The organism is Spiroplasma phoeniceum P40, assembly GCF_003339775.1.
Classification (GTDB): Bacteria; Bacillota_I; Bacilli_A; order Mycoplasmatales; family Mycoplasmataceae; genus Spiroplasma; species Spiroplasma phoeniceum.
In genome coordinates, this window is sequence record NZ_CP031088.1 from 561,896 (window position 1) to 582,159 (window position 20,264).

Here is a 20,264-nt window from a genome sequence, read left to right on the forward strand (position 1 = left end):
ATACAAATTAAAAATACTTTATCAGTATTTTAGGGTTATTTTGTTTTAATAATCTCTTTAATTCGAGCAGCTTTACCAGTTCGATTACGCATGTAATAAATTCTAGCACGACGAACTCGTCCATATTTTACAATTTCAATCTTATCAATTAATGGCGAATGTAAAGGGAATTTTCTTTCAACGCCAGTTCCATTACTAATTTTACAAATTGTAACTGATTCTGCAATTCCGCTACCTTGTAACTTAATTACTACTCCTTCAAAAGCTTGAATTCTAAACTTATTTCCTTCCTGGATTTTATAATGTACTTTAATTGTATCTCCTGAAGAAAATTGTGGCAAATCACTACGAAGTTGATCTTTTGTAATTTCTTCTGTTAAATTCATCTTCATAACTTTTTTTCCTTTCTACGGTCGTTAAACCTTTTTTTCGTTTTTAATTTTTTCTAATAATATTTGTTGTTCTGTGGTTAAATTTTTTTTTTCTAAAAGGTCGGGACGTTTTAATCAAGTTTTTTTTAATGCTTCATATTCTCGTCATTGGGCAATTTTCTGATGATGACCACTTAATAAAACTTCAGGAACATAATGGCCATCATATTCAACTGGTTTTGTATAAACAGGATAATCTAATAGATTGTTAGAAAAAGAATCATTGAGATGTGATTGTGTATTAATTACATTTTCACATAAACGAGTAACACTATCAATTACAACCATACTAGCTAATTCACCGCCAGTTAAAATATAATCACCAATTGATAATTCATAATCAATATAATATAAAATTCTTTCATCAAAACCTTCATAATGCCCACAAACTAAAATTAAATCATTATCATTTGCTGCAAATTGTTGCACTTGTTCTTGCACATATTGCTTACCTTGTGGTGTTAACAAAATTGTTACACTGTCTTTTGTTTGGTGAGCTTTAATCGCTGCTACTAATGGTTCAATCATTAAAACCATTCCTTCACCACCACCATATTGGTAATCATCAACTTGATGATGTTTGCCAATGCTATAATCACGAATATCAACAATTTTAATTGCAATTAATTTTTCATAAAGTGCTTTTTTAATAATTGATGTTGTCATAAAATTATTGAACATTTCTGGAAATAAAGTTAATACTGTAAACTTTTTCATTTTAAATAACCTTTTTTAAAATAATTTCTTGTTGTTGCAGATCAACTTGTTCAACATATGCATCAACATTTGGAATCATCATTAATGTACCATCTGTTGTTTTAATTTCAAAAACAAGATGTGCCTTAGTTTCAAATTGATTTACTAAAATCCCAATTTTTTTTTGATTATGAAAGACTGTAAAATTAATTAAATTTTCCTGATTAATAACTTCTGTATAATTCAAATCTGCTTTTTGAGCAAATAAATAGCATTCTTTAAAAGCTATTACCTCATTAATATTAGTAAACTCTTTAAATTTTAAAATATAATCTTGCTTAGTAGCAGTAATTTTAATTAATGTTACTTGCGTATACATCATTTGAACTTGAATAAACATTAATTTATTAAGCAATTTATTTATATTTTTAATGTTTATTAATAAAGTTGCTTTAAGTTCACCTTTAATTGCATGGGGCTTTTTAAGTTTAAAAATTTTTAACAAAGTTTCCATCTATAAAACCTCAAACTTAATATTAACTTTATTTTGATCAACATGTGCTCTAATATTTAATAAAGTTCTTAAGCTATTAGCAATTAATCCTGCTTTACCAACAACATATCCTAACACTTCTTCATTACACATTACTAATAAATTAATTTCTCCTACATTTGTCGATGGCATTTGACGAATTTCATAATATAATTCATTATCATCCTGACAAATTAACGGATTAATTAAATTTTTAAGTTCAGTAATATACATTAATTAACACCACACTTAATTACAACTATTTTTTGGCATCTGTTGTTGTCTTTGCCTTCGGTTTCTTTGTTAAGTTTGCTTTTTTATCTGTTGCTGCCTTTTCTTTTGTACTCTTTGTTGTTTTAGCAGCATATTTTTCATTATGCAATTTAGTCATTAAGCCTTCTTTACTTAACAAATTACGAACAGTATCAGTTGGTTGTGCTCCTGTTAATAATCATTTGTAAGCAAGATCATGATTAATTTTTACATCACCATTAATAGGATTATATGTTCCAATTAACTCAATATATTCTCCATCACGTTTGACACGAGCATCTGTTGCAACAATTCGGTAGAATGATGCTTTCTTTTTACCTATTCTTTTTAAACGTAATTTTACCATTAATAATTTCCTTTCTAATTCTGCGTTCATGTTAAACTATAAAACTTAACATCCTTTATATAATACCTGAAATTAAAAAAGAGTCAAGTTTTTTAACTTAACACTTTATTTTTTGCTAATCATATTTTCCTTCTTAAGGAAAATCATTTTTAAAAACATTTAACACTGATTGTGTAATAAAAACATCTTTTTTATGTAATGTCATCCCTTTTCCACTAATTCCAAATATTTTTTCATTTACCCGTTTGTTTAATGTTTCGCCTTGATATTTAGAATGTAACTTATTATTTAAAAAAATATATAAATATTGTAAACCAATGAATAAGGTTAAAATACAAATAAAAGAAAAAGTTAAAATTAATCACCCCCATTCTTGAAACACATTAAGAAAAAAAATAATGATATCAAGTATCAGGTGGTCTTTTTTCTAAATTACGCAGTGTTCCTCGAATTAAAATTACAATAAAATAACAAACTGGATAAATTAAAATTAATCATAATGCTAATTTATAATGTTGTTTTAAATTATATTCAAAAGTCCCGACTGTTAAAATATAACTAATAATCATACTAATTGGAATTACTAAGTGCAAAACAATTGTCGATATTCAAGCATATACATTGTATTGATTAGCATCTTGTGTACTTGTAAAAATTACAAGTCAAAAAACTACCATTGTAATTGTAATATATATTGTCACAGCTAATTTAATTAAATAACTAGGACTTTGAATTTTAAACTTGTTTTCAAATAAATAAATGAAAAAATAAACAGCAACAATATAATTAGTTTGCGTTGTAAAAAAACGAATAATAATTTGATACTCGTTCTGCATATCCTAAATCACGAAATTGAGGTTGTGGACTAATTATTGCTAACACTAAATCAGTAATTAAAAAAAATAAAATTAAAAATAAAACACTTAATCGTACATAAAATAAAATTTTAGTATTTCACTTTAACATAAAAAAACCTCCTAATAATTAATATTATGCATTTTGTAATTGAAGTGCAACAAATCAACTTTGAAGGGAGTTGATTTTTTAATGGAAAGAAAACATTATTTTATTTTGCGGTCCTTAGTAATTAAGTATGGAAAAGATATTGTTATTAATACTGTAAATAAAATAGTAATTAATAATGTAAAAGATAATGTAAAAGAAAATAAATAAATTATCAGCGTAATTTATTAGCGGTAATTTATTTAATATTGTTTATTTTGAGCGTAGCGAATACGCAGAGCGTGACGCGATATTTAAAAATTTTGAAATGAGATATATTATGCCAACTTGATTAACTACAATATTTAGTGTTGTTATTATATTAGGGATTTTTGCTTGAATTGGTTTATCAATTTATCAAAAAATTAAACAAATTCGAGGAAAGAAAAAAGAAAAAAAATTGAAAGAAAGAAGGATAAAAAATAATGTTAGGTATGTATTTAACAACGGGGGTTAATTTTTTAACAGCACCTACACCTAAAACTATGACTGAGGGTATGACTGGGATTTGAACTGGTTTGACTAGTGCATTATGAAAAGTTAAAGAAGGTATAACAAATATTTTACCTGAGATAATGGTTTTCTTAGGTGAAGCGTGAATTATATTAATTTCATTTGCTATATTTTGTATTATTAAAATCTTAAACTTTTTCCGTGTTATGGTTAAAGGATTTTAATATTTATTATTTATCATGTATTTTGATTGTGGCACACTAGTTTTTATATGTGATTTGATGTAAAAAATGAATTTATTAAATAGAAAAATGAACTTATTATATTTACTATTAAAGTTCTTAATAGTTATTTTCAGTGTGCCAATTTTTATTATTTTATATATTTAAAAATGTTTATTAACAGTGTTTATTAAACATTAAATAAACAATATATTAGCATTATGTATAACATTGTTAATAATCAGTGTTTATTGCAATAAATAAACATTATATAAACATTATTTATAACATTGTTTATTAAACAAATATTTAGTTAGGAGATGATAAAATTGAGTAATTTTGTTAAGAAAAATCAGAATGTAGAAAATTATTTTATTAGTAAGGAATTTATCCCTTTTACAACAGATAAAGCAAGTTTTATTAATTTACCTAATCATAATCGCCATATTGGTTTTTGATTGAGTAATAAGTTTATTTATCCGAGTGAAAAACATTCGGAACAAGTAGCAATCGGTTTAATTTATGATAATTCTTATCCTATTATATTATAAAGTATGATGAAAATTTAAAGCGAAATATTTGAAAGTATTTAACTGGAACCGAATTAATCAATTTATATAATCAATATAAACAAAATTATTTTACTAAAATGAAAAAAGCTTTATTTTTAAGTGAACCTAAAAAAGTAAAAGCAAATAATAACAATAATAATTTAACAAATTTAAGTGTTGAAAAAGGACAAGAATTAATTAATGATTTAGAAAGTTTAAATTAAATGAGTTTATATGATTATTGAGTTCAATTTATTAGTTATATTATTGGTTCAAATGCCCCTGATTTTTTATATGTTATATCGTTTGTGTTATTTATTGTTTTGTTTTTTGGAATGTTTTTTAAACTTATTCAAAAAATGTGGAGTTTTTAAATATGCAAAATGATTGACAAGAATTCAAAGAGTTTTTTATTTATATCTTTTTGTTTATAGATAAGACGAATGTTGAAAGTATTACAATGTGGAATTTAACGCAAAAATGAATATTTAACTTTGATGGTTGGTGTTTGAATTGTGATTTTGTTTTTAACTTGGTTTTTGTTGTGAATGGTTTTTAAAATAGTTGGATATTTTAAATAATAAAAAAATTTATATTTTTCTTTAAAAACTATTGTTATATTAGTGGTTCAATGCTTTTGTTTAGTTTAATTGATTTATTACTTTGGATAATTTCTTTGTATTGTGTTGGTTTAGTATTTTGAATATTATTTGCTTTGCAATGTGTATATTTTGTGTGATGATTGTGAAAAAATATTTTTTATCAGTTAAATGCTTTTCGGTTAGTGAATTTTGTTTAAGATAATCCGTTATCGGTAATTATTGGTAAGTTAGGAACTGGTAAAACATTACTTTTAACTTATTTGTCGCAAACTATGAAATTATTGACAGATGAAATTTATAGTAATTATCCGTTAGAAGATGATAAAGTTAAAGTTTTAACATTTAAAAATTTAGATTTTACAGATAGAACAAAAACCGGTTCCCCCAGATGATAGTGTTATTTTATTTGATGAAAGTTATTTGTATATTGATGGAACTAGTCCTAACAATGAGAAAAAAGTTCATAGTGGTAAAATACCGTGAATTGTTTTAGCGAGACATTTTGGTAATCGTGCGTTGTTTACTGCTCAGAGTGAGGGTATGCTAAGTCATTTTTTCATATAGATTGCTCCTTTTTATTGTTTTATATATAATTGATATGTGATAAAATCAATTATATATAAAACAATAAAAAGGAGCAATCTATATGAAAAAATGACTTAGCATAATAGGAGCAATTGGATTAACCGCAACAAGCACAACAACATTAATCAGTTGTAAAAAAGAAAATAATAATGAAAACGGTGGAGGGGATAATAAACCAGAACCACAATATAATCCACAACAACCACCAGAAGGTAGTAATTGAAAATTAATTAATTATAAAGATGTTGATATAAATAATAATAATGAAAAATATTATTTTGGAATTAGAGTTTATGGTTCTGTTAATAATTGAATACCTTATGGTCCAATAAAAGGTAAAGAAATTAAACAAATTTCAAACTTTTATGGTTGTAAAGCAATTTATCGCTGAGATGGTGATAGTCAACCCGAAACACCAACCATTGATAAAAACACTGGTGAAATTACTGACTGAAAAGAACAAAAAGGAACTGAATAACAGTTCCTTTTTTATATTAATCGCACAAATTTCATAAAAATAATTAATAAAAAAATATTTGTTATTGTAATATACAATGCTGGATTAAATTTTCATACCTCAAATATTTGACTAAAAAAACTATATACTGTTTCAAAAACCTTACCAACACCACTCGCTAATTCATTAACTTGTTTAACACCGGGAATAGTATTGACAATTCAAATCACCGCATTTTTAATATGAGCACCAAAATCTTATCAACCCTCTGGCGTTACATATTGCACTTGTCATCATTGTTTATCGGGGAACAACCCACCATTATTAATCTCTTGTCAGTTATAAATCCCAAAATTAAAATCATAATATCGGTACATATCATTCTCTTTTTGTGCTTGCAATTCAAAAACATTATAACCGATTTTTTGTTCTTCAATTTTTTTATACTTTAAACCATATTTATCTTTTAAAGCATCTTCAAAAACATAACCCGAATTTGAGTTAATATTATAATTATTAGCAACCGAAAAATCATAATTAAAAACACTACCATAATTATTAATCGTATAAAACCGATTTTTAAATGCTGAATATAATTTAATGTCTAATTGCTTATATTTATCTGAAAAATAAAAATATCGTGGATAAATTTTAAAACCATTATTTACTAACAAACCATATTTTTTATTATAACCTTGAACATAAGTGTTATTCTCTAAATCAAAAATCGTACGTAAATAATTAGTATAAAATTTCTGTGAAATCTTAAACATACTATTTAATAATTTATCAAATTGTAATTTATCGTTAATATTTTCACTCAACAAAATATTATTAAAATTTTGTAATTTCAACGCAAAAAAGTTAACTAAAACAGTATCATATTGTAAATTATCAATATATCCATTTTCAATAAACGAACTACGATTTTGAAACACTGGCACCAATGCACTTGCAAAAAACGACTGTAAAAACTTAGATAAATCAAACTGACCGCTAAACTGTTGATAATACTTTAAATCTTTACTATTTAATGATGAATAAATTGAACCATTAAAATTAAAAACTTCACCCATTCCCGTTCGCATAAAACTAAAATTAAAACTTAAATCATCATTATTAATATTATTTAACTCTAAACTACCAGAAATAATTAAATTTGCTTCATCAACAGTCAAAATCATCCGATAAATTGCTTTTTTAATATTTTTAACATCCAATTCATCAACCGTCTCAAAATAAAAAATTATCCGCTTTGTACCAACGTTATTCGGATTTTCATAATCCGCACTACCACCTTGCTGAACTCTAATATTTTCTTGCAAAACAGAATATAAAGACAAACCAATAAATTTGTAGAAACCACATACATTTTGTATTTTTGGTTTTTACAGTTTTGGAAAGTAAATTTTTTTAATTTTTTTAATTGAGGAGTTGAAATTATGCAAACAAAGCAATATTTTATTTTGCGGTCCCTAGTGAAAAAGTATGGTAAAGATAATGTTATTAATACTGTTAATAAGATTGCAAAAGATATTGAAATTAAAAAGTAAAAGAATAAATTATTCCGCGTAATTTATTAGCGGATAATTTATTCAGTAGTGTTTTTAATGGAGCGAAGCGACAACGAGCGGAGCGAGTTTGCAAATTTCAATTTTTTAGTTTTTAGAAAGGAGATGTATTATGCCAACTTGATTAACGACAATATTTAGTGTTGTTATTGTATTAGCAATTTTTCTTTATTTTGGTTTATTAATTTATCAAAAAATTAAACAAATTCGAGGAAAGAAAAAAGATAAAAAAGAAATTGAAAGAAAGGAGAGTAATAAATAATGTTAGGTATGTATTTAACAACAGCGTTTAATTTTTTAACAGTAACTACACCTACACCTAAAACTATGTCTGAGGGTATGACTGGGATTTGAACGGGTTTAACTAGTGCATTATGAAAAGTTAAAGAAGGTATAACAAATATTTTATGTAGAAACCACATACATTTTGTATTTTTGGTTTTTACAGTTTTGGAAAGTAAATTTTTTTAATATTTTTAATTGAGGAGTTGAAATTATGCAAACAAAGCAATATTTTATTTTGCGGTCTCTAGTGAAAAAGTATGGTAAAGATAATGTTATTAATACTGTTAATAAGATTGCAAAAGATATTGAAATTAAAAAGTAAAAGAATAAATTATTCCGCGTAATTTATTAGCGGATAATTTATTCAGTAGTGTTTTTAATGGAGCGAAGCGACAACGAGCGGAGCGAGTTTGCAAATTTCAATTTTTTAGTTTTTAGAAAGGAGATGTAATATGCCAACTTGATTAACGACAATATTTAGTGTTGTTATTGTATTAGCAATTTTTCTTTATATTGGTTTATCAATTTACCAAAAAATTAAACAAATTCGAGGAAAGAAAAAAGATAAAAAAGAAATTGAAAGAAAGGAGAGTAATAAATAATGTTAGGTATGTATTTAACAACAGCGTTTAATTTTTTAACAGCACCTACACCTAAAACTATGACTGAGGGTATGACTGGGATTTGAACGGGTTTGACTAGTGCATTATGAAAAGTTAAAGAAGGTATAACAAATATTTTACCTGAGATAATGGTTTTCTTAGGTGAAGCGTGAATTATATTAATTCCATTTGCTATATTTTGTATTATTAAAATCTTAAATTGATTCCGTGTTATGGTTAAAGGATTTTAATATTTATTATAATCGATTATATATCTTAGTTAAGGCACACTAGGAATTTTTAGTGAAATAATTGTTTTAATTGGTGATACCATTCATGATAATCAAAAAATAGATGCTATCACATTTGTAAAAAATGAATTTATTAAATAGAAAAATGAACTTATTATATTTACTATTAAAGTTCTTAATAGTTATTTTCAGTGTGCCAATTTTTATTATTTTTATATTTATGTATTATGTAAATTCAAGTAGCAAAATCTGTCTCTTGTTAATTTGATAATAACATCATTTTTAACAAATGCAACTCTTTTTTTAAAAAAATAAAATATTTTATAAATATAGCTTAATTTAACCATATTTAAGCACACTAAAAAAGCATTTATTAAATTTTAATTAATAAATTTACTTAATATTCTGTAAAAACATTTCTTTTGCACTTATTCAATTTAAACACGGTCGGAGTTTATCATTTATAACATTAACTACTCAATCAATTTGTTTTTGACTAACATTATTAAAATCAGTGTCCTTAGGAAAGCGTTTTCTAAATTCACGGTTAATTCTTTCAATTAAGGGTTTTTGTTTTGGTGAACCAGGGTCACAATAATAAACATTAGAACCAGTAATCTTTTCCATCTCTTCAAATTTACTAAATTCTTTACCTCTATCTGTTATTATTCCTTTAATTTTTCCAATTAAATTATTACTTATAACAATATCTTTAAACTTTTCTACAACTTCATTAGCAGTATGATTTTCTAATTTCATAGCAAAGTATTTTTTACTTGATTGTTCTACTAAAACTAAAACAGCAGATTTATGGTCTTTTCCAACAACTGTATCCGCTTCAAGTCATCCAACATTAGAAACTTTATTTTCAATATCTCAAATTGACTTAAATCTTTCATCTAATTTGCCACGATTATCAGGTCTTTTCTTTGTTCTATTTCTTCTACCACCATTTAATAAATTTTTCTTTAACAAACCCAAAAGACCTAAATAAATTCATTTATACAATGTTTTTACACAAACGGGAAATTTAATCCCAAACTTTATTAAAAAACGCTGAATAATTTCTGCTGGTGAATCATGATAAGCATTAAATCTCAGATGAATGAAATTTAATTGCTCTTCTGTAAATTCAGGTAGTTTTTTAATACATTTTTTACGCTTTTTATAATAATCTTTTTGTGCTTCTATTGCTATATAATCTTCTATATTTTTAAATCGCTTAATTTCTCTTTTAACAGTATTCACACTGCGATTTGTTTGTCTTGCAATTTCAGATAAATTAAGCGTACCATTTTTCTTTTTACAACTATCAGATAAAAATAAATCCTTAAATAAATTTCGTTCATCATATTTTAGATGTGTATAATCTTTCATATATTCTGTCTCCAATCTTTTTAAAATTATTTATACACTATTTTTAAAAAACTATTGACAATTATTTTTAAAGTTATACAATTAATTTATAACAAGTTGCGAATATCTGTCTCTATACTTGTTTTACAAAAAAAGACTTGAAAAAGTCTTTTTTTAATTGTAAAATAAACATAATAAAAATAATATTAAGTTCTTTAATACATTTTGCTAAGTTTTTAGTTCTTGATAAGTTTGATAGGTTTTTATACTCTTTTATTTAATCATATTGTTTAAATAATAGCAATTTTAATATGCAAAAAGGAGTAAAAAATGAAAGAATTTAATCCAAAAACAGCAAGTTTGGCAACTTTTTATCGTAAAATAGAACAATTTTGAGAAAATAAATCACCTAATAAACCATATACTTTGAATGATTTAACCAATGAATTTAACCTTTCTCGCAAGTGAAGATATGATACTTATGCGAGCGAAAAGATAGTTCCTTTGCTTGAACGACAAGTTGATAAAATTGAAAGTGAAATAATTAATTTTATGATGAAATCACCTGATGGTGCTAAATTATATTGACAACGAGCATTTAATTATAAATATTCATTACAAGAAAAACAATTAGAACAAGAATTAAACTTAAATAATCAACAACCAATCATTGTTAATTTACAAACTGATATTAGAGATATTAAAAATGATGATAAGGAAAAATAATAATGCTTAATCATTTTACTTATTTGTTAGAAATTCCTTATTGGTTATTACAAAATAGTAGTATTGGTAATAAATATCCATTTGCTAAGAAATATGAGTTAGTTAATGAAATTAATCAAATTGGAACACGATATAGTGGTAAGACTATTTCAAATATTAAAATGTTTGGTGAATTATTAAAAATTAGTTTATTAATTAAAGAACCAATTTGTATAATTGCTAGTATGTATTGGAGTAAAGATTTAAAAGATAGTGTATTTCAAAATATATGAAATATGTTAGATGAAAATAATATTCCTTATACTATTAATTTATCAAATTTTACTTTTACTTTATCAAATGGTAGCAAAATATATTGTAAAGGTTTACATTCACCAAGTCGGAAAGAAAAATTGAAAGCCTTTTCTGACTTAAACAAATATAAATTAGTAATTGATTGACGAGAAGAATGTGATCAATTTCAACAAAAAGACTTAAGTGATTTAGAGTTTGCTATTCGTGGTTATCAAAATAAAATAACAATTAATACATGTAACCCTGAAAGTTTAAAAAGATATATTGTTGGTTATTGTAATCAATTATTACCTTTTAATGAAGAAATAATGCGTAGTAAATATGAACAAATTAAGTATATTGAAAAATGAAATATGAAAATTATTATTCATTATTCTAGTTGAAGATTAAATTATGAACTACCACAAGATAAAGTTAATGAACAATTAAGATTAGAACAATTAGATATTGAAAGAGCAAGAGTGTGGAGTTGAGGATTGCCCGGTAATACTAGTGGGTCAATCTTTGCACGATATATTGATATTATGCAAGCAACAGATATTATTCAACCAACTAAATTATTAGGTGGTGTTGATATTGCGAATGCTACTAGTCCCAAAGGACATACAACATCAGCGAGTTTTTGAATATATAATTCATTTGATAAAAAAGCATATAAAGTAGCAGAATATACACATTCAAATGCGACACAACAATTTAAAACTGAATTAGAACAAGTTAAAGATATTTTAGAGTTTTATAACAATCAATTAAATCAATATTTTAGTTTAATACAACAAGGTATATCAATTAATGTTGATGATAGTGCTTATTCAACATTACAAAGTTTAAACCGAGAGAAATATAATTATAATTTTGGTCAATATATGACATTTAAACCAGCACAAAAACAAAAATTTAAAATAAGACATCGTATTGAAGCATTTACAATGTTAATAAATACTAATCAATTAAAATGATTATGAGAAAAATGTCCTGTAAGTAAAACCCAATATGAATTAATTCAATGAGAAGATAAACCAGATGCCAGAGAAGAACGAATGTTAGACTTATATGATGATACATTTGATAGTGATTTCTATGCCTTACACTTTGAATTAATTCCAATGGTTAAACATAATAGTTCAGCAGATTATAAATTATGACAACAAAGGGAGTGAATAAATTAATGAAAAAAGATATATATGTAATACATGATGAGCGTGTAATAAATGCAAAAAGACCTTATATGTCTGTTTGTGGAAAAGTTAAAAAAAGACTTTGTAAAGAATTAAAAAAAGATAATATCGCAATATGTAAATTAAATTTATATAACGAGTATATTAAAAAATATCAAAAAGTTAAAGTATGTGTAAAAGTTTTATCAAATGAACCTAGTTTATTAACAGTAAATATAATTAATTATGCACTTATTTTAAAATTAAAGGAGCAAAATAACAATGAATAATAATACATATCCTACTTTACCAAACTTAAATGATATTAATAGTGTTTTAAAATATTATAATTATGATTGAACAATTAATTTAGCAAATATTATTGCTCGACATCAAATGCGATTAGTAAATGGTAAAGATATTTTATTTAAATCTCATCGTAAAGACATTTTAGAAAAATTAAATTGATGATATGAAACTTATAAAATAAAAGAAAAATTAGACAAAAATGAATTAACAGCAAGTTTAATGGGTAAAACTATCTTTGGTTTATTAGAAACATCAGATGGCAATATTGATTTATGAATTAATCCATTTAACTTTACTTCAAGAGTAAGTAAAATAAATGAAATTGAACAAGGTGCTGATATTTGATTAAATTATCATCAATCAGATAGTGGTTTTATTTTAAATTTAATTTGTACCAAAGATAAAATAATTATTAAAGGTTGACCTAAAAATAATGAAGTAGTTGTTGGGCAAAGTAAAACACAAATTAAAGATGATGTTAAACCTATTTTAGTACAAGAATTTAAAAATAAATTAGGTGTTGTACCTTTTTGAGAAATGATAAATGAACCTAATCCATTATTTTTATCTACATCAACTACATTAAATCCATGACCTACAATGGCAAATTGTTATAAATTACAATTTGATTTAGAAGATAGTTTTAATATTAAATCAAAAGAACGATGAGCAAATCGTACACATTGATATGGTCAATTAGATGATGATTTAATGACTTCTTATAATATGGGTAATAAAAAAGTATATCAAGATATTTTTGATGATATTTTTATTCAATCAGGTCAAACGGCAGCAGATGGTACATTGTCTCAATCTTTACAAGTAGTACAAGGGACACCAATCTTAGAAACATATACACAAGATCAAAAATCAATTATTGAACAAGTATATATAGCATGTAATTTTTCTAGTCCTTTTGGTGATGCCTCAGATAGTGAAGAAAATAAAACACAATCATTAATAAAAAAAACAAAAGATTTAGAAAAACAAGCATATTTACAAGCATATCGTAAGCAATATTATACTAAAATGTTTGATACTGTTTTAAAATATTATGGTTTATGAAATGGTGTTGGTGAACGACCTTATGGTTTTGATTTTGTTAGTGCTAGTTTAGTTGATCAAATGAGACAAAATGAATTAATTACTGCTAGATTAGAAAATAGAACAATGGAACCAATACGAGCAATTACTGAATATGATAATATTGATGAATTAGAAGCAACAAAATATTTTGAAAAAATTGAAAAATACTGAGATAAAATACAAACCAAAGAAATTGAACATAATAATAAATTAATAGAATATGATGAAACTGGTAATAATCAAAATGCTATCCAAGGTAGAACAGAAATAAAGGAGGATTAATAAATGAGTAGAATTAGCCCAGGTGCTATGAATGAATTAAGAGCACAAGCCCACGATACTTTAATGGATATAAGAGAAGACATCCGAAATAATCGACATTGAATGGTATTTCCTTTTAATGTTTATAGTTCATATATACCTGATACTGAAACCGGTTGAAAACCTAATAATGCTAAACCTAGTGATTATGGTAGTTATACCCGCATATTTGATAATATGGAAAGTACTATTGCTCAATGACAAGGCAGTTTAAAAATAGTTCAAAAATATAAAGGTGAAGAAATTAATATCTTAACGATAGATGATTTTAAAAATCAACCTATTAATTCAACGATATGAGCAAATAATGAAAAACCTTTTGCAATAAAATTAAAAGATGAAAATGAAAATAATTATTGAAAATTAATTGATGGTGAAAATATTTATGATATTAATAAAATGTTAGAATACTTAAAACAATATAAATTAAGTTATTTTATGAATAATGATAATAAAGCAGATAATTTTTATACAAAAGAAGTTAAAGTTGGTAAATATTGAGATGCTTATATGATTGATGATAGAAGTTCTATTCAATTTGGTGAAGCAAAATTTGAACAAGTATTTACTCAACAATCAACAGAACGACAATATACTTTATTAATTTTAGATGAAGATGCTGAGAAATTAAATATTAATGATTATTATAATTTTTATACTGTATTTAGTGATCGTGGTTTAAATATTGGTGGTGGTGATATTAATTCTGCACCCCAAGATAGACAATGATTATATCCCTCAAATGTTATTAATTATTATTCACCTTATGATGGTAGTTTTTTATGACAAGAAATTACTTTTTCAAGTATTAATGACAAAATTAGTCATAGTGGTTTATCAGTACGACAATTTATACAAACAAGTGCCCCAGGTGAGGGTTATTGTTTTCCTAAAATAACTTATGATGAAAAATTAAATAAAGGAATTGTTGAATTAGATGAGATTTTATTAAAAGACCCAGGCGTTAGAGCAATGGCAGTTAAATTTTATGGTAATCCTATTTTATTTGATATGCCAGTAATTGGGCGACCAATTATTAAGGGTGAATTTAATAAAAAAGTAATGAATTCAAGAGATTTATTAATGTATAACATGTATCCTGCTCCACCTGATAAAATAAATACTTATGCATCACCCGAAGTAAGTTGATATAACATTCAAGGGATACAACCAACAATGATAACAGGATTTAAAGATTGAAAACAAGATATGGAAAGTAGATATGACTTTTGAAGTTCAAAAAATAGTGAAGGTATTGTAATAACAGATAAAGCAACAACAACAGCAACTAATCCAACTGTTGGAACAACTATTAAGGAAGAAGATAATAATTCTGAATTTTATTGGTCTAAAAGTTGAAAAATAACACCACCAAATAAAGTAAAAGTAAATGAAAGTAATAAGGATAATATTATTAGTACCCAAGCATCATCTTATTTTAGGAGAAAAGATGAATTTGGTAATACTGTTGGACAAGTTCAAATTGAATATAATAAAATGGGTTCATGTAATGTTTGAGATATTTTAAATATGAATAATTTTATTAATCGGCAAATTACCGTATTACCTTTAAACTATACACAAAAATTAGTATTTAATCCTTTTACAATACCAGGTGGAGTTGGTAAATTCTTAAACTTTATTTCATTTGGTATTCCATGAGGATGAGTAATTAATCAAGATAAAAAAACTTGACCTAATTTTCAATGACTTAATGGTTTTATGAGTGCTAATGTTTATAGTTTTTATAATGATGCATTTTGAGGTGATAATGCCAAAGGTAAGGGTTATTTACCTTTTGAAATATTTAGAGAACAAGGTAATGATAAAGTTGGTGCTATTTTTGGAGCAAATGCTACTAGTTTAGGTTTTACTACTTTACTAACTGATAAATGTAAAGGTACTGTTTTAACTAACGATGGTAAACCAACAAGTCAGTTAGTTTATTCAACTTATAATTTAAAACAATTAAATCCTAAAACTAACCGAGTTTATTTAATTAATGAACAAACAAAAGCAGTTGATGCTCAAACACCAGTTAGTGATAGTGAAAAAGATAATGATTGTGAATTCTTACAAACACCAGATGGTACTGATTGTAGTTATATAATTGATATGTTTTCAATTCAAGCATTATATAAAGGTAATTTTGAAATTATCTTTTATGCTGATAATCCATATACAAATAATGAAGAAGATTATTTACGCTTATCAGTGTGGAGTTTTCGTGGTAAAACAAAAAGTGTATTAAATAATTATTTACGCGATATAACAACTAATTATAAAACTAGTTTCTTATTACCACACGACTATGAAATACCAACCTTTAATTATCCTCAATATGTTCTTCCACCAATACCATATAACTATCAACCTTATACAAAAGATATTATGCCTTCTGATGTAGTATTACCATTAAAAACTAAAATTACAGCACCAGCACAATGTAAAGTAGGTTCTAATACTCCTAATAGTTATATTAATTTATTTTCTGATGAATTTAAGGATGCTTATTATGAGGTTGAAATTGATTTAAAACAAATTGACCCAACAATTCAAAGTATTGAAAAATTTAAAAGTGCTTATAAAACTATTGAAATAAGTAATCTTAATAATTTACAAGTTGAATGTGGACCACCAAATATAGAAAATTTTATTCCTAATAGAAATGTTAATTTAAATGGTGGCCGTAATGATTGTTATGCTAATTTTGGTTTGTTATCTAATATAACTTTACAAGAAAGTGGTCGTTCACAAAGAGATAAAGTTAATTTTGATAATATAAGAACTTTGTATACAAATAATATAACTAATGAAATTCAAACATTTGAACCTATTGCACATACTAATGGATTACCAAATTATGATGATTATCAAAGTAGATATATAACTGAAAAGGGCAAAAATAGTGGCGATATTAAATTTTTACTTCAAATAACAAAATTATTTGATAATGATAAAGATAAAATCAAAGAAATATATTTACAAGCATATTACACTAATGATGTAAAATTAAAAATTAGATTTTCAAAAGTAATATTTACTCAATTATTTTTGCGTAATACTAATTACAATTTTCTATTTTTCTATTCTGGCAATGATAAAGAAATTATATTAGACGTCTCTAATCCAAATGTTTTAGGAATTAGAAATAAAGGCGATAGTCCAGTTAAAATTACAATTAAACCAAGATAAAAATAAAAAAGAGATTTAATATCTCTTTTTCTATTCCCCGTTAACTTTTATATTACCATCATTATCAATAATTAAGTCAGGTTCATTAGTATCTAAATTTCAACGATAAACTGATTTAAAATTATTACTATTTTCTTCTCAAATAAAAGTTGGTTCATTAATTGATTTAAAAATAATTAAATTAATCTTAGTATCATTACGTGAGTAATAGCGTAATTGAATTTTATATTTGCTTTTTTCTTCTATAGTCTTATATTGGTATTCATGCTTTTGAGGTATTATTTCTTCATAATTTTTAAACTTAGTAATATTTCAATTTTCACCTTTTCATACTACATAATATCATTTATTATCAACTTCATTAAATGGTTTTTCTTGTGGTGCTATTCATTCTAAATTATTTTTAATATTTTCATCAGCTGTATCTATTTTATTATTTTCTTTAAGTTTTGTTAATTCTTCGGGTGTATATTCTTGTGCTGTATTACAAGCAACTAAACTTGTTGTGCTTGTTCCTAGTAATGTAATTGCACCTATTATACTTAATAATCTTTTCATTGTATTCTCCTTCTTTATTTATTAGTTAAATTATATAATAAAAAATAAAAAAAAGAGATTTAATATCTCTTTTTTATTGTTATTACTTGTTTTAAGGGGTATATTAGCAATGAAATATATTAAGTTTAGAGTATTTTATTTATGGAGAATTATGAAATTAAGTAAAAAAACTCTAGTTAAATGGCGGAACAGGAGAGATTTGAACTCTCACATCGGTTACCCGACCTAACATCTTAGCAGGATGTCCTCTTGTCCAATTTGAGTACTGTTCCATATGGAAATACTAAAAATGTCGTATTTTACAGCATTTCAATTTTATTATAACACTTTTATGTTATTTGTTTAGTATTTATATATAAAAAGTATTGTATTGGTAAAATAATAGTGTAAAATAAAGTTAATGGTTTAATCTTTTGTTAAAAAAGCGTATTTCCGGTTTAAGCTTTCCGCCTTAAAAAGAGTTTATGCTGACTTGTTAATCGGACAAGAATAAAAAAAGAGAGGTTTATAAAAATGGCAATTACAAAAGAACAATTAATAGAACAAGGTTTAAGTGCTGAAATAGCAGATAATATATTAAATGAATTTAATAATGAAGCAAAACAAATTAGAGAAAGTTTGCAAAAAAGAACTGATACTATTTCAAAAGAAGAGTATTTAAAAGTTGCTAATGAATTAGATGAATTAAAAGCTTTTAAAGATGTTCCATCTACTAAAATTGAAGATATTAAAACTAATTTAGATAAAGTTAGTGGTAATTCTTTAAGTGAAAGAATGCAAACTTTAAAAGAATTAAAACCTGATTTGTTTGTTGAAGAACAACAATCAGTTTCACCAACTAATTTTATTAAAGATATGATTGAAAAATCTACTGAAAATAAAAATGATGAAATTGAAACTATTAAAGAAAAAGGTGCATATACACCTGATGAAGTTAAAAAATTAACTGATTTCACACTTAAAAACCTTAGATAATAAGGAGTGAAAATTATGGCAACAATTAATGTGCCACAAGTACCTTTTACATTACAAGGTAATACAACAGATCAAAAAGCATATGTTGATATGGTAAATGCTTTATTGCGTGGACCTTTATATAATGAATATGCAAGTATTATGCAATATGCAACAGCAACTGCTGAACAAGTTGCTTATTTACCTAATGCTGGACAAGCATTATATAATTTAACTCATCGTGTGGTATGACAAAATGATTATTCATTACCAAATGGTGGGACAACTCAAACTATGGGATTAACAAGAATTCCAGTTCCTATTGATAAAAGATTTAATTTAAAATTAATGAATGAAGCTTTTGATTTAGCATTATTAGAACAAAATATTAAAAATGGTGTTATTGCTGATGCTATTTCTAGTGTTGTTCAAAATAAATTTGTTAATTTAGAATGTGAATTAATACAAGGTATTTATGATTATTGTTTAGCAGATGGACAATATGAAGTAATTCCGTTTCGTACTTATACAGCAGATAATGCTGATGATGCTAATCGTGCGTTTTTTACATTAAATGAAACTTTAATTGAATTAACTAATCAAATTAGTAATTTATATTTTGGTTTACCAACAGATAAAATGTTTATGGTTTTAGGGCGAAGAGCTTATTTAGGATTAACACCTGCTTATTTAAAAGTAATTGGTTCACAAGCACAATTAAAAGCAATGGTTAATGGTGAATTATATGAAAATACAGCAATGGGTATTCCAGTATCTAAAAGTTTTCATTTAGAAAAAATATATACAAAAGGACAAGTTAATCGTGATAAAGGTTATGATTTTACTAATGTAAATGGTTTAATTATTAATAAACAAGTTTGAGCATATCCAATTAATATGGATACTATTCAACAAGTTTTAGATAATGATACTGCTAACCCTAAATGAATTGGTAAAGTTCAATATGCAACACCAACAATTTTATATCCAAAAACATGTAAAATTATTTTAGAAAGACAACCAACACAAACAGAAATTACACAAGCAATTAATAATTTAAATATAACTTACCGAGTTCCGATTGACTATACTATTGGTAAACCTGCTTTATCAACAGTTATTACAACACCTAATTTAGGTCAAATTACAATGGTTGGTGATACACCAACAACAGCAGAATTAGAAACTGCTATTAAGACAAAAAATACTAATTATCAAACTGGAGATGCAACATTCTCTGATATTACATCTACTGGCACATTAGCAACTGGAAATCCAAATAAATATAGTGGAACAGTTTCTTTAATTTATTCAAAGTAAGTAGTGCCGTAGATATTCACGATAAAATTAAAAATGTTGATAGTTTAACAAATGATGAAATAATTAAAGGAATTATTGTACCTCAAAAAGTATCAAGTGAAGATTTAAGACCGCTTTTAAATGATAAAGT

Annotated in this window: 24 protein-coding genes, 1 tRNA gene and 4 pseudogenes; 18 read left to right on the forward strand and 11 right to left on the reverse strand. The window is 25.0% G+C overall.

Going from position 1 to position 20,264, the window contains the following annotated elements; all coding sequences use genetic code 4:
- Positions 1 to 35 precede the first annotated feature (35 nt).
- The 7 genes from rplS to SDAV_RS13025 all read right to left on the reverse strand — a co-directional run bounded on the left by rplS (position 36) and on the right by SDAV_RS13025 (position 3,244).
- Positions 36 to 392, reverse strand: a complete 357-nt coding sequence (rplS, locus tag SDAV_RS03555) for a 50S ribosomal protein L19 (RefSeq protein WP_114564577.1) — start codon at positions 390 to 392, stop codon at positions 36 to 38.
- 24 nt (positions 393 to 416) lie between these two features.
- Positions 417 to 1,148 (reverse strand): tRNA (guanosine(37)-N1)-methyltransferase TrmD, encoded by a 732-nt coding sequence (trmD, locus tag SDAV_RS03560; RefSeq protein ID WP_114564578.1) that lies wholly within the window; start codon positions 1,146 to 1,148, stop codon positions 417 to 419.
- Between the two features lies 1 nt (position 1,149).
- Positions 1,150 to 1,641, reverse strand: a complete 492-nt coding sequence (locus SDAV_RS03565; protein WP_114564579.1) for a ribosome maturation factor RimM — start codon at positions 1,639 to 1,641, stop codon at positions 1,150 to 1,152.
- Positions 1,642 to 1,893: a KH domain-containing protein gene (locus tag SDAV_RS03570; RefSeq protein ID WP_114564580.1), complete on the reverse strand. Its 252-nt coding sequence runs from the start codon at positions 1,891 to 1,893 to the stop codon at positions 1,642 to 1,644.
- 25 nt (positions 1,894 to 1,918) lie between these two features.
- On the reverse strand, positions 1,919 to 2,278 hold the full coding sequence (rpsP, locus tag SDAV_RS14350) for a 30S ribosomal protein S16 (RefSeq protein WP_114564581.1): 360 nt from the start codon (positions 2,276 to 2,278) through the stop codon (positions 1,919 to 1,921).
- Between the two features lie 383 nt (positions 2,279 to 2,661).
- Positions 2,662 to 3,114 (reverse strand): hypothetical protein, encoded by a 453-nt coding sequence (locus SDAV_RS13020; RefSeq protein WP_245938510.1) that lies wholly within the window; start codon positions 3,112 to 3,114, stop codon positions 2,662 to 2,664.
- Positions 3,065 to 3,244, reverse strand: a complete 180-nt coding sequence (locus tag SDAV_RS13025) for a hypothetical protein (RefSeq protein ID WP_245938511.1) — start codon at positions 3,242 to 3,244, stop codon at positions 3,065 to 3,067. Before SDAV_RS13025 ends, SDAV_RS13020 begins: the two co-directional genes overlap by 50 nt.
- 81 nt (positions 3,245 to 3,325) lie before the next feature.
- Between SDAV_RS13025 and SDAV_RS13950 the strand changes: the two genes are divergently transcribed.
- The 7 genes and pseudogenes from SDAV_RS13950 (at position 3,326) to SDAV_RS03615 (ending at position 6,170) form a co-directional block, all read left to right on the forward strand.
- Positions 3,326 to 3,451, forward strand: coding sequence for a hypothetical protein (locus tag SDAV_RS13950; RefSeq protein WP_281268838.1), 126 nt, complete (start codon positions 3,326 to 3,328; stop codon positions 3,449 to 3,451).
- A 109-nt stretch (positions 3,452 to 3,560) separates the two neighbouring features.
- Positions 3,561 to 3,737, forward strand: a complete 177-nt coding sequence (locus SDAV_RS03585; protein WP_114564582.1) for a hypothetical protein — start codon at positions 3,561 to 3,563, stop codon at positions 3,735 to 3,737.
- The gene (locus SDAV_RS03590) at positions 3,706 to 3,957 is read left to right on the forward strand and encodes a hypothetical protein (RefSeq protein ID WP_114564583.1); all 252 of its coding nucleotides are present in this window, start codon (positions 3,706 to 3,708) and stop codon (positions 3,955 to 3,957) included. Before SDAV_RS03585 ends, SDAV_RS03590 begins: the two co-directional genes overlap by 32 nt.
- 317 nt (positions 3,958 to 4,274) lie before the next feature.
- Positions 4,275 to 4,729 (forward strand): annotated as a pseudogene (locus tag SDAV_RS03595) (DUF3627 domain-containing protein).
- A gap of 152 nt (positions 4,730 to 4,881) precedes the next feature.
- Positions 4,882 to 5,086, forward strand: a pseudogene (locus tag SDAV_RS14355) (DUF2649 domain-containing protein).
- A pseudogene (locus SDAV_RS14360) lies at positions 5,086 to 5,653 on the forward strand (hypothetical protein); the annotation flags it as partial. The pseudogenes SDAV_RS14355 and SDAV_RS14360, both read left to right, overlap by 1 nt.
- 100 nt (positions 5,654 to 5,753) lie before the next feature.
- Positions 5,754 to 6,170, forward strand: a complete 417-nt coding sequence (locus tag SDAV_RS03615) for a lipoprotein (protein ID WP_114564585.1) — start codon at positions 5,754 to 5,756, stop codon at positions 6,168 to 6,170.
- An 11-nt stretch (positions 6,171 to 6,181) separates the two neighbouring features.
- Here the strand turns inward: SDAV_RS03615 and SDAV_RS03620 are convergent.
- Positions 6,182 to 7,504 (reverse strand): annotated as a pseudogene (locus SDAV_RS03620) (spiroplasma phage ORF1-like family protein); the annotation flags it as partial.
- A 328-nt stretch (positions 7,505 to 7,832) separates the two neighbouring features.
- On the opposite strand from SDAV_RS03620, the gene SDAV_RS03625 reads away from it, so the two are divergent.
- The 4 genes from SDAV_RS03625 to SDAV_RS03640 all read left to right on the forward strand — a co-directional run bounded on the left by SDAV_RS03625 (position 7,833) and on the right by SDAV_RS03640 (position 8,858).
- Entirely contained in the window at positions 7,833 to 7,982 is a 150-nt protein-coding gene (locus tag SDAV_RS03625) for a hypothetical protein (protein ID WP_071890527.1), read from the forward strand.
- A complete protein-coding gene (locus SDAV_RS03630) occupies positions 7,982 to 8,191 on the forward strand; it encodes a hypothetical protein (RefSeq protein ID WP_114564586.1) in 210 nt (69 codons plus the stop codon). Before SDAV_RS03625 ends, SDAV_RS03630 begins: the two co-directional genes overlap by 1 nt.
- Before the next feature lie 266 nt (positions 8,192 to 8,457).
- Positions 8,458 to 8,607, forward strand: coding sequence for a hypothetical protein (locus SDAV_RS03635; RefSeq protein WP_114564587.1), 150 nt, complete (start codon positions 8,458 to 8,460; stop codon positions 8,605 to 8,607).
- Positions 8,607 to 8,858, forward strand: a complete 252-nt coding sequence (locus SDAV_RS03640; RefSeq protein WP_114564588.1) for a hypothetical protein — start codon at positions 8,607 to 8,609, stop codon at positions 8,856 to 8,858. The genes SDAV_RS03635 and SDAV_RS03640 overlap by 1 nt, the downstream gene beginning before the upstream one ends.
- Positions 8,859 to 9,251: 393 nt before the next feature.
- Here SDAV_RS03640 and SDAV_RS03645 read toward each other — a convergent pair whose 3' ends face one another.
- A complete protein-coding gene (locus SDAV_RS03645) occupies positions 9,252 to 10,235 on the reverse strand; it encodes an IS30 family transposase (RefSeq protein ID WP_114564589.1) in 984 nt (327 codons plus the stop codon).
- Positions 10,236 to 10,544: 309 nt separating this feature from the next.
- On the opposite strand from SDAV_RS03645, the gene SDAV_RS03650 reads away from it, so the two are divergent.
- Genes SDAV_RS03650 through SDAV_RS03670 form a run of 5 tightly spaced genes read left to right on the forward strand, consistent with a single transcriptional unit; the run spans position 10,545 to position 17,302 of the window.
- On the forward strand, positions 10,545 to 10,940 hold the full coding sequence (locus SDAV_RS03650; protein ID WP_114564590.1) for a hypothetical protein: 396 nt from the start codon (positions 10,545 to 10,547) through the stop codon (positions 10,938 to 10,940).
- 2 nt (positions 10,941 to 10,942) lie between these two features.
- Positions 10,943 to 12,403, forward strand: a complete 1,461-nt coding sequence (locus tag SDAV_RS03655) for a PBSX family phage terminase large subunit (protein WP_114564591.1) — start codon at positions 10,943 to 10,945, stop codon at positions 12,401 to 12,403.
- The gene (locus SDAV_RS03660) at positions 12,403 to 12,681 is read left to right on the forward strand and encodes a hypothetical protein (protein WP_105298871.1); all 279 of its coding nucleotides are present in this window, start codon (positions 12,403 to 12,405) and stop codon (positions 12,679 to 12,681) included. Before SDAV_RS03655 ends, SDAV_RS03660 begins: the two co-directional genes overlap by 1 nt.
- On the forward strand, positions 12,674 to 14,068 hold the full coding sequence (locus SDAV_RS03665; protein ID WP_114564592.1) for a hypothetical protein: 1,395 nt from the start codon (positions 12,674 to 12,676) through the stop codon (positions 14,066 to 14,068). Before SDAV_RS03660 ends, SDAV_RS03665 begins: the two co-directional genes overlap by 8 nt.
- A gap of 3 nt (positions 14,069 to 14,071) precedes the next feature.
- Positions 14,072 to 17,302, forward strand: coding sequence for a hypothetical protein (locus SDAV_RS03670; RefSeq protein ID WP_114564593.1), 3,231 nt, complete (start codon positions 14,072 to 14,074; stop codon positions 17,300 to 17,302).
- A gap of 30 nt (positions 17,303 to 17,332) precedes the next feature.
- Here SDAV_RS03670 and SDAV_RS03675 read toward each other — a convergent pair whose 3' ends face one another.
- Complete coding sequence (locus tag SDAV_RS03675; RefSeq protein WP_114564594.1) at positions 17,333 to 17,860, reverse strand: lipoprotein; 528 nt, start codon at positions 17,858 to 17,860, stop codon at positions 17,333 to 17,335.
- A gap of 181 nt (positions 17,861 to 18,041) precedes the next feature.
- Positions 18,042 to 18,132, reverse strand: a tRNA-Ser gene (locus tag SDAV_RS03680).
- A gap of 241 nt (positions 18,133 to 18,373) precedes the next feature.
- Here SDAV_RS03680 and SDAV_RS03685 point away from each other — a divergent pair.
- Together SDAV_RS03685 and SDAV_RS03690 are read left to right on the forward strand one after the other, a co-directional pair.
- Entirely contained in the window at positions 18,374 to 18,835 is a 462-nt protein-coding gene (locus SDAV_RS03685; protein WP_105299328.1) for a hypothetical protein, read from the forward strand.
- A gap of 15 nt (positions 18,836 to 18,850) precedes the next feature.
- Entirely contained in the window at positions 18,851 to 20,134 is a 1,284-nt protein-coding gene (locus SDAV_RS03690; protein ID WP_114564595.1) for a hypothetical protein, read from the forward strand.
- Positions 20,135 to 20,264: the final 130 nt, after the last annotated feature.